Origin of the sequence: Herminiimonas sp., assembly GCF_030645555.1 — a bacterium.
Taxonomy (GTDB): Bacteria; Pseudomonadota; Gammaproteobacteria; order Burkholderiales; family Burkholderiaceae_D; genus Oxalicibacterium.
Window position 1 is genome coordinate 1 of the sequence record NZ_JAUSME010000305.1, and the last position, 10,433, is coordinate 10,433.

General features: G+C 55.8%; 10 protein-coding genes. 8 read left to right on the top strand and 2 right to left on the bottom strand.

The genetic code is table 11. The features are described 5' to 3' along the window. The 4 genes from Q7T06_RS11490 to Q7T06_RS11505 all read left to right on the top strand — a co-directional run. Positions 1-623, top strand: a 623-nt coding sequence (locus Q7T06_RS11490) for an ABC transporter substrate-binding protein (RefSeq protein ID WP_304784770.1), incomplete at its 5' end; no start/stop codon positions are given. Positions 624-632: 9 nt separating this feature from the next. Then, positions 633-1,547, top strand: coding sequence for a nitrate ABC transporter permease (ntrB, locus tag Q7T06_RS11495; RefSeq protein WP_304784772.1), 915 nt, complete (start codon positions 633-635; stop codon positions 1,545-1,547). A gap of 54 nt (positions 1,548-1,601) precedes the next feature. Beyond that, positions 1,602-2,414 (top strand): ABC transporter ATP-binding protein, encoded by an 813-nt coding sequence (locus tag Q7T06_RS11500; protein ID WP_304784774.1) that lies wholly within the window; start codon positions 1,602-1,604, stop codon positions 2,412-2,414. 218 nt (positions 2,415-2,632) lie between these two features. Beyond that, a complete protein-coding gene (locus tag Q7T06_RS11505) occupies positions 2,633-3,262 on the top strand; it encodes a methyl-accepting chemotaxis protein (protein ID WP_304784790.1) in 630 nt (209 codons plus the stop codon). Between the two features lie 14 nt (positions 3,263-3,276). Here the strand turns inward: Q7T06_RS11505 and Q7T06_RS11510 are convergent, their stop codons facing one another. Both Q7T06_RS11510 and Q7T06_RS11515 read right to left on the bottom strand, forming a co-directional pair. Continuing rightward, a complete protein-coding gene (locus tag Q7T06_RS11510; protein ID WP_304784776.1) occupies positions 3,277-4,992 on the bottom strand; it encodes a bifunctional protein-serine/threonine kinase/phosphatase in 1,716 nt (571 codons plus the stop codon). A gap of 80 nt (positions 4,993-5,072) precedes the next feature. After that, positions 5,073-6,287: a NarK/NasA family nitrate transporter gene (locus Q7T06_RS11515; protein WP_304784778.1), complete on the bottom strand. Its 1,215-nt coding sequence runs from the start codon at positions 6,285-6,287 to the stop codon at positions 5,073-5,075. Between Q7T06_RS11515 and Q7T06_RS11520 the strand changes: the two genes are divergently transcribed. The 4 genes from Q7T06_RS11520 to Q7T06_RS11535 form a co-directional block, all read left to right on the top strand. Next, complete coding sequence (locus Q7T06_RS11520; RefSeq protein WP_304784781.1) at positions 6,288-6,494, top strand: hypothetical protein; 207 nt, start codon at positions 6,288-6,290, stop codon at positions 6,492-6,494. It abuts the gene before it with no gap. 35 nt (positions 6,495-6,529) lie between these two features. After that, complete coding sequence (nirB, locus tag Q7T06_RS11525) at positions 6,530-8,968, top strand: nitrite reductase large subunit NirB (protein ID WP_304784783.1); 2,439 nt, start codon at positions 6,530-6,532, stop codon at positions 8,966-8,968. A 73-nt stretch (positions 8,969-9,041) separates the two neighbouring features. After that, entirely contained in the window at positions 9,042-9,395 is a 354-nt protein-coding gene (nirD, locus tag Q7T06_RS11530) for a nitrite reductase small subunit NirD (RefSeq protein WP_304784785.1), read from the top strand. Next, the coding region (locus Q7T06_RS11535) for a molybdopterin-dependent oxidoreductase (RefSeq protein WP_304784787.1) at positions 9,392-10,433 on the top strand (1,042 nt) is incomplete at its 3' end. The genes nirD and Q7T06_RS11535, both read left to right, overlap by 4 nt.

Genomic DNA, 10,433 nt, shown 5'->3' on the forward strand with positions numbered 1-10,433 from the left:
ATATGGATGGTTTCTGCGTGGGCGAACCGTGGAATCACCGCGCGATTGTCGACGGCATAGGCATCACCGCTGCGACTACGCAGGACATCTGGAAAGATCATCCGGAAAAAGTACTCGGCACCACGTCTGACTGGGTTGCCAAGAATCCAAACACTGCACGCGCTTTGACCGCAGCTGTGCTGGAGGCGGGCCGCTGGATAGATGCATCGCTGTCGAACAAGAACAAGATGGCTGAAACGATTGCAGCCAAGTCCTACGTCAACACTTCGGTCGATGTCATCAACCAACGCATACTCGGTCGTTACCAGGATGGCATGGGCAAAACATGGGATGACCCTAACTACATGAAGTTCTATAACGAAGGCACGACCAACTTCCCTTACCTGTCGGATGGCATGTGGTTCATGACGCAGCACAAGCGCTGGGGTCTGGCCAAGGGCGAACCGGATTACATGGGCACCGCCAAGTCGGTCAACCGCATCGATCTGTACAAGGAAGCCGCCACCATGGCGAATGTCCCGATACCGAAGAATGTGATGCGTAGTTCGAAATTGATCGATGGCGTGGTGTGGGATGGCAAGAATCCTAAGGCTTACGCGGCATCATTCAAGATCAAGGCATAAGGAGCAATCATGAGCGCAATCATGCATACCGCAGAAAACGTGCCTATCGTCGTGACGGCAGAAGCCAGGAAGCCGGAGAGTGTGATGAAAAATGCAGGCGCAACTATCGTGGCGGATCAACCCAGGGCAAAGACCAAGACGTTTTCGTTGCGGCCGTTTTTCATGACAGTATTGCCGCCGATTTTTGGCTTACTGTTTCTCATCCTGGTATGGGAAATCATCTCTGTCAAAAACAGCGGCATCCCATCGCCATTGGTGACACTGAAGTCGGCAATCGAGTTGTTTGCCGATCCGTTCTACAGCAATGGTCCGAATGACCAGGGCATAGGCTGGAATATTCTCGCGTCGCTGAAACGGGTGGGTGTCGGCTTCGGCCTGGCTGCACTGGTCGGCATTCCATTGGGTTTCATGATCGGACGTTTCACCTTCCTGTCCGGCATGTTCAATCCGATCATCAGTTTGCTCAAACCGGTGTCGCCGCTGGCATGGTTGCCGATCGGTTTGCTGGTATTCAAGGCCGCTGATCCAGCCGCGATCTGGTCCATCTTCATCTGCTCGATCTGGCCGATGATCATCAATACCGCAGTCGGTGTGCAGCGGGTGCCGCAGGATTACATGAATGTTGCCAAGGTATTGAACCTGTCGGAGTGGAAGATCGTGACAAAGATTCTTTTCCCCTCCGTGCTGCCTTACATGCTGACTGGCGTGCGGCTGGCAATCGGTACTGCATGGCTGGTGATCGTGGCGGCAGAAATGCTGACCGGCGGCGTCGGGATCGGCTTCTGGGTCTGGGATGAATGGAACAACCTGAATGTGGCGCACATCATCATCGCGATCGTTGTCATCGGTATCGTCGGCCTGGTGCTAGAGCAGATACTGGTCGGCATCGCCAGGGTCTTTACTTACGAAGATGTGAAAAGTTGATTTTGAAGCGCTGATCAAGACTGCAACGAATAATGAAGTGCAAAGGAAAACATCATGGATAACATCAACAGCAAGTTCATCGATATTCAACATGCGGCAATGTCCTTCCATACCAAGAAAGGCGTTTTCAATGCCCTGACCGATATCAACCTGACCGTTGCGAAAGGCGAGTTCATCACGCTGATCGGTCACTCTGGTTGCGGTAAATCGACGCTACTTAATCTGATAGCGGGTTTGACACAGGCGACAGACGGCATGTTGTTATGTGCAAACCGAGAAATCGCCGGTCCTTCGCCGGAACGCGCAGTGGTGTTTCAAAACCATTCCTTGTTGCCATGGCTGACCTGTTTCGAGAATGTGTATCTGGCGGTGGAACGTGTGTTCGGCAAGCTGGAAGGCAAAGCCAAATTACGCGCACGTACCAAGGCCGCATTGGCATTGGTCGGTTTGACACATGCTGAACAAAAACGTCCAAATGAAATTTCCGGCGGCATGAAGCAACGCGTTGGTATCGCCCGCGCCTTGTCGATGGAACCGAAAGTATTGCTGATGGATGAACCCTTTGGTGCACTCGATGCATTGACGCGTGCGCATCTGCAGGATGAGTTGCTGAAAATCGTGGCTGCCACCGGTTCGACGGTAGTGATGGTTACGCATGATGTCGATGAAGCAGTGCTACTGTCAGACAAAATCGTGATGCTGACGAATGGACCATCGGCCACCATAGGCGAAATTCTGGAAGTAAAGCTGGATAGGCCGCGTGAACGCGTTGCGCTGGCCAAGGATGCGCAGTATTCGGCTTACCGTACTGCCGTGCTGGAATTTCTATACCATCGTCAATCGCATCCTGCCAAGGAAGCGGCCTGATCCGATAGCGTTTTCCTACTATTCATCCAAGCTGAATGAGATTTATGCTGAGCCAGGCCATGATGACCCAAGCTACTTTGCGCGAAACGAAAACTGCGGCACCGGCCTTGCCGGTTGCCGTCAATGATGAGCATGCCGGCAGGGCGGTCACGATTGCCCATGCATCAGCACGTACAACAGATTCTGAAGCAGTAGCGGCTACTGAAGATTTGTCCGTTATGCCCTTGTCGGGCGAAGTGTTCGGCATGCTGATTAATCTGTCTGGCCGGCGTCGCTTCACTTCGCAGCGACTGGTGTTGTATGCGGTATTGGCGTCGCAAGGTCATGAAAATGCCGCTGCAATAGGGCGTGAAGCATTGAGCTTGTTCCGTGGTGCGCATACCTCCTTGCTCAAACGCTCTGGTGATCTGCCGGGCGTATTTTGTCCCGAGCTGGAGGAAGTCTATTTCGGCAAGCCGGAAGGGGACCGCAAGATTTGCTATTTCATGGATCTTGCCGCGCGCACGCTGAATGCGATTGAAGACAAGCTCAGGGCTGCGCCTGAATTATTGGCTGAGCTGGTGCAGGTCACCACGCCATTGCTGGCCATCCTGAACCAGATCACGTCGGTTTACGAGGAGCAGTCGAAAAAGCACGCGCGATTGATGCGTAAGCAGTTGCGCGGCATCATGACCGAGATTGAAACGATTGCGCGCGAAGCGAATATGGTGGCGCTTAATGCCCGTATCGTGGCAGCACGGTCGGGGCCGGCCGGGAGGGAGTTTTCGGTGGTGGCCGGTGTGCTGTCGAATATCACGAACGAGATAGACGACCTGGTGCAAGCCGCGCTCAACGGGGCGGCAGCCTGAAATCCAGGCTGACTTCAGCGAACGACCAACAGATACAGCAGCAAAAGATTGATGACGATGGATATGGCCGCCACTGCACGCCATAATGAAACCGGATCGCGTTCTGCCAATGGTTTGGATGCGATCGCTGCGAGCGGCCGGCTGGCGCCACGTTCCAGTGCCAGCAGAAATTCCTCTGCAGTTTCAAAGCGATCTGCCGGATCGCGCGCAATTGCCTTCAGCAATACATTTTCCAGCCACAAGGGCAGATCGGGTCGGTAGCGACTCGGCACCACTGCTACACCAAAACGCGGCGTCTGGAATGGTTCGATTTCACCGTAAGGAAAATGCCGCGTCAGCAGCAGGTAAAGCGTCACGCCGGTAGCGTACAAATCGGTCTGGCGCGAGGCTGGCGCATTGTTGAATTGTTCCGGCGCGAGGAAGGATGGCGTGCCGGCACGCGGCGCGCGCATTTCATCTTCGGCCTCCAGCCCGGATTGCGCGACACCCAGATCGAGCACACGCAATTCGCTATCGTCACCCAGATGGATATTGCCGGGTTTGATGTCGCGGTGAATGATGCTGCGCCTGTGCAGTGCGCCTATCGCACGTACCAGCTTGGTGCCGTGCGCGATCACATCCGGTATCGTGAAGTGCTCGCCGGCATCCAGATGTTGCTGCAGCGTGTTGCCCTCGTGCCAGGTCGTCAGATAGTACAGATAATTTTTTTGCTCGGGTGTAATGACCTGCGGGAAGAAGCGTGCAACCACACGCTTGGCCAGCCATTCTTCATGCGCAAATGCCGAACGTTCATGCATATCGCTGGCGCGGTCCGGATGCAGTGTTTTGAGGACCAGCTTGCGCGGAGTGTGATTGCCCGTGCGTGGTTCGGATACGCGATAAAGCAGGGTCGTCGTCGATGCGTGTATCTGTTCTTCGACGGTATAACCGTCTATGACCTGGCCGACTTTCAACTTGGGCGGCACTGAAAGTTGCTGCGAACCGGACAAGGCATCGCGCAAATTCGTTTCCGGCAAGGCTTCCACACATACAACCAGTGCACTGACATTGTCCTGTGCACCGGCAGCCAATGCGCTGTCTATCAGCGCATTGGCGATGGCTTCAGCTTCATGCTGCTTGCTGACCAGCTGTGACAGATGATCGGTGAGGTCGTATTCGGATATCGCGGCCCACACGCCGTCGGTGGCAAGCAGAAAGGCATCGCCTTCATGCAACTCACCCATGCCGTGATCGATCGCCAGCTGCGAGTCGAGACCGATTGCGCGCGTCAATACATGCTGCATTTCCGGCCTGTCCCACACATGATCTGCGGTGAGGCGCGTCAGCACACCTTTTCTCAATAGATAAAGGCGTGTGTCGCCGACGTGGGAAAAATAATAAAAATTACCGCGCAATACCAGCGAAGTCAGCGTCGTCGCCATGCCGGCGAGTTCGGCGCGTATCGAGCCCTGATGCTGGACCCAGCTATTGATGGCCTTGAGTACGCGATCGAGCGACTGCGTCACCGGCCAGGTATCCGAGGTCGCATAGTAATCGCTCAGCAAGCCGCGCACCGTGTACTCGGATGCTTCGCGTCCGCCTTCATTGCCGGATACGCCATCGGCGATCGCGGCGAGCATGCCCTTGCTCGACAACTCGGGTTCGTCCGGCATGACCATGCCGACAAAATCTTCATTGCGCTCACGTTGGCCTGCGCGCGTGGCATAGCCCGCCGCGATTTTCAGTGGCATGGTGTGGCGGACAAAGAGTCAGTCATGACGATAGCCGGGGTTGACGAATGCATTTTCAAAGCCATGTGCACATGTGTGATTTAGATTTTTGCATTGGTCATGGCCGCGCTGCCCCAGGTTGTGCGCCAGCGATTCTTCACTGCCGACAAACCGAGCAGGGCAACAATGGCCAATGCTGCGAAAACAATCAAGCCGCCCTGGTAACTGCCGGTTAGCTGCTTCGAGTAGCCCAGGCTGGATGCCAGATAGAAGCCGCCTATGCCGCCAGCCATGCCGACCAGCCCGGTCATCACACCGATCTCCTTGCGGAAGCGTTGCGGTACCAATTGGAATACTGCGCCATTGCCGACGCCGAGCGCAAGCATGGCCAGCACGAAGATGGATACGGCAGCCATGGCCGATGACAAGCCGAAGCTGGCGATCAGCATGAAGGTCGCTGCCAGCATATACATGATGGACAGGGTCTTGATGCCACCGATGCGATCAGCCAGACGGCCGCCCATGGGCCGCACGATCGAGCCGGCAAATACGCAGGCGGCGGTGAAGTAACCTGCAGTGACCGGCGACAGTCCGTACTGGCCATTGAAGTAAATCGTCAGCGATGAAGCCAGGCCGGAAAAGCCGCCGAAGGTCACGCTATAAAAGAACATGAACCACCATGCATCCTTGTCTTTCAATACATGCAGATACTCGAGCAGCGATTTTGCCGGCGGTGCATTAGGCGCATCCTTGGTAAATACAAGATAGACGACAAACGCAATGCTGAGCGGAATCAGACACAGGCCGAACACGTTTTGCCAGCCGAAGGCGATGGCCAGCGACGGCGCAAACAGTGCGGCGAAGGCAGTGCCGGAGTTGCCGGCGCCGGCAATCCCGAGCGCGGTGCCTTGATGTTCCGGTGGGTACCAGCGCGATGCGAGCGGCAGCGCCACTGCGAAAGCCGCACCCGCCACGCCGAGGATGACGCCAAACGCCAGCATCGTGTGATAGCTGCTTAAGTCTCCCAGCCATGCCCACAGCAAACCACCCATGACAACCAGCTGGCCGATGATGCCGGCTTTCTTCGGCTGCAGATGGTCGACCAGTACTCCCATGACGATGCGCAGCAATGCGCCCGCCAGCAAGGGGGTGGCAACCATCAAGCCCTTTTGTGCCGGCGTCAGGCCCAGATCGCCAGCGATCTGTACTGCCAGCGGACCGAGGATGACCCAGACCATGAAACTCAAGTCGAAGTAAAAGAATGAAGCAAGCAGAGTCGGGGTGTGACCGGCTTTCCAGAATGATGATTTTTGCATATGGGTTCTGATGAATGTAAGTTAGGTGGGTTGCACCATGCAAGGGCTATGCCATCATTTTTGTGCAAGCAGGCTCCCGGACGAGGCGTTACCGGCTCAGTTATGTGCAATGCACCAGGAAATTTACCTGGGCGCACTTTTAAAGTGCGTAAAGCAGATTTGATTGGTGCGGATGCCGCACGAAAATCTGGCATTGGTTTTGCTTAAGAGGTATCAGCGATACACATTTTAAGGATGCGGTAATGAAAAAATTAAAACTGGTAATGGTTGGTAACGGCATGGCTGGTGTGCGCACGCTGGAAGAATTGCGCAAGATAGCACCGGACATTTATGAGATCACCGTATTCGGTGCAGAAGCCTATGCCAATTACAACCGTATACTGCTGTCGCCGGTATTGGCGGGTGAGCAAACGATCAAGGACATCATGTTGAATGATGTCGACTGGTATGAAGAAAATGACATCACGCTGCATCTTGGCAAAAAGATCATAGAGATCGATCGCGTCAAGCGTGTGGTGATAGCCGAAGACGGCACCATTGCTCCTTACGATCGCCTGCTGATGGCGACCGGCTCCAATCCATTCATGCTGCCGATTCCGGGCAAGGATCTGGCTGGCGTGATTTCGTATCGCGATATTCAAGACACCAACGCGATGATAGATGCGGCCAAGGTGCACAAGCAGGCTATCGTCATCGGTGGCGGCTTGCTGGGCCTGGAAGCCGCCAACGGCCTCAAACTGCGCGGCATGGATGTCACGGTCGTGCATCTGCCGACCACGCTGATGGAGCGTCAGCTGGATGAAGCTGCCGGCAAGATGCTGCAAAAATCACTGGAAGATCGCGGCCTGAGCTTCCTGCTTGGAAAAAATTCGCAGGAAATCATAGGCGACGAAAACGGTCGCGTGAAAGCCTTGCGCTTCACCGATGGCAGCGAAGTGCCGGCACAATTGATCGTGATGGCGGTCGGCATACGCCCGAACACGGCACTGGCTGAAGCCGCCGGCATTTATTGCAATCGCGGCATAGTCGTCAACGATACGATGCAAACCTTCGATCCGCGCGTCTATGCAGTCGGCGAATGCGTCAACCATCGCGGTACTGCATATGGTTTGGTGGCGCCGCTGTTCGAGATGGCCAAGGTGTGTGCGAATCATCTGGCCAACTACGGCATCGGGCGCTATCAGGGTTCGGTCACGTCGACCAAGCTGAAGGTCACCGGCATCGATCTGTTTTCGGCTGGCGAATTCCTCGGCGGTGAAGGCACGGAAGAAATCCTGTTGTCCGATCCTATCGGCGGCGTATACAAGAAGCTGGTGTTGAAGGACGACAAGTTGATCGGCGCCTGCCTGTACGGTGATACGGTCGACGGCAGCTGGTATTTCAATCTGCTGCGCGAAGGCAAGGACATCAGCGAGATTCGCGATAGCCTGATGTTCGGCGAATCCAACACGATGCGTCCGGGTGATGCCGGCCATGAAGGCTTTTCCAAGGCTGCAGCCATGCCGGACAGCGCAGAAGTCTGCGGTTGTAACGGCGTGTGCAAAGGCACCATCGTCAAGGCGATCAAGGAAAAAGGCTTGTTCACGATAGAAGACGTGCGCAAACATACGAAGGCATCGGCTTCCTGTGGCTCCTGTACCGGCCTGGTCGAACAGATCATCATGGCTACCGCCGGCGGCGATTACTCTGCATCCAGCAAAGCCAAGCCTATGTGCGGCTGCACCGATCACACGCATCAGGAAATGCGCGACGCCATCCGCGCCGAAAAACTGCTGACGGTGGCTGCCGCCATGGAATTCATGGCATGGCGCACCCCTAACGGTTGTGCTTCCTGCCGTCCGGCTATCAACTATTACCTGATCTCGACCTGGCCGCATGAAGCCAAGGATGATCCGCAATCGCGCTATATCAATGAGCGCGCACATGCGAACATACAAAAAGACGGCACTTTCTCGGTGATCCCGCGCATGTGGGGCGGCGAAACCAGCTCGTCGGAATTGCGCCGCATTGCCGATGTGGTCGACAAGTTCAAGATCCCGACCGTCAAGGTGACCGGCGGCCAGCGCATCGATTTGCTGGGCGTCAAGAAGGAAGATCTGCGTGAAGTCTGGCACGACCTGGGCATGCCTTCCGGCCTGGCTTATTCGAAGGGCTTGCGCACCGTGAAGACCTGCGTCGGTTCTGAATGGTGCCGTTTTGGTACGCAGGATTCGACCAAGATGGGACAGCAGCTCGAGCATCAATTGAAGCTGATGTATGCGCCGCACAAGGTAAAGCTGGCGGTGTCTGGCTGTCCGCGCAACTGCGCCGAATCCGGCATCAAGGATGTCGGCATTATCGGGGTTGATTCGGGCTGGGAAATCTATGTCGGCGGCAACGGTGGCATCAAGACTGAAGTTGCGGAATTCTTCGTTAAACTGAAGACGCATGAAGAAGTGCTGGAATATGCCGGCGCCTTCCTGCAGTTGTATCGCGAAGAAGGCTGGTATCTGGAGCGCACCGTGCATTACCTGGCGCGCGTCGGCCTCGATCATGCGAAACAGAAAGTCGTCGAGGATGAAGCGAACCGCAAGGCGCTGTATGAACGCCTGCTGTTCTCGCTCGAAGGCGAACCCGATCCATGGCACGAACCGGAGAAGGCGATGGTCGATACGCGTCAGTTCGAGCTGCTGTCGGTTTAATCGGGTGCAATTCGCATTCAATCTGTCGCTACACAACGTTCAATAACAGAAACAATTTTTATCAAGGTCACGTATGTCAAACCAATGGAAAGTCATCTGCAAGGTGTCGGACATTCCAGTACTCGGTTCCCGAGTCGTCAATCGCGCAGACAAGCCGAACGTCGCCATTTTCCGCAATAGCGAAGACAAGGTGTTCGCCTTGCTGGATCGCTGCCCGCACAAGGGTGGTCCCTTGTCGCAAGGCATCGTGTTCGGCGAACGCGTTGCCTGTCCGTTGCACAACTGGAGCATAGGCCTGGATTCCGGCTGCGCAGCGGCGCCGGATGAAGGTTGCACGCAGAAATTCAGCGTCAAGGTTGAAGGCGGTGATGTCTATCTGGATCTGGTGGAATTGAATGCGCCCGTCAGCGAGGCCGCCGCTGCATGAGTGAAATGATGCCTACTGCTGCCCTGATGGAAGTGGCTGCACCCGCAGTGCTGACCGAGACCAAGGCAACCTGCTGTTATTGCGGCGTGGGCTGCGGCGTGCTGGTGCAAAGCGATGGTGAAAAAGTCATCGCCGTGCGCGGCGACCCGGATCATCCAGCCAATTTTGGCCGCTTGTGCACCAAGGGCAGCACGCTGCATTTGACTGCGCGTCCGGCGCTGCAACTGCAGTCGCGCGCGCTGTATCCAGAGATGCGTCTGGCGCGTACGGATGAACGCGTGGCTGCCTCGTGGGATACCACGCTGGATTTCATCGTCAACAAGTTTGCTGCAGCGATCCGCGATCACGGGCCGGACAGTGTCGGCTTTTATCTTTCCGGCCAGTTGCTGACGGAAGACTATTACGTCTTCAACAAACTGGCCAAGGGTTTGATCGGTACCAATAATGTCGATACCAATTCGCGCCTGTGCATGTCCAGTGCAGTGGCTGGCTACAAGCAAACACTGGGCGCTGATGCGCCACCCGCCTGTTATGAAGACATCGATCAGGCTGAAGTCATTTTCCTGGTCGGCTCCAATACCGCCTATGCGCATCCGATACTCTATCGCCGGATTGAAGAGGCGCGCAAAGTCAATCCCCGGCTGAAAGTCATCGTCGCAGATCCGCGACGCACCGATACTGCCCGCGAAGCGGATTTGTTTTTGGCCATCCTGCCCGGCACCGATGTCGCCCTGTTCAACGGCATGCTGCACATCTGTCTGTGGGAAGACCTGGTCGACGCCGATTACATCGCCGCGCATACCGAAGGTTTTGCCGAACTCAAGCAAACGGTGCGCGAATATACGCCCAAGTTCGTGGCCGACATTTGCGGCATCAGCGAGCAGGATTTGCTGCAGGCGGCACGCATGTTCGGGCGCTCGAAAGCCTCGCTGTCGATGTATTGCCAGGGTTTGAACCAGTCGTCGTCGGGCACCGCAAAAAATGCAGCATTGATCAATCTGCATCTGGCCACGCATCAAATCGGCAAGCCGGGTGCCG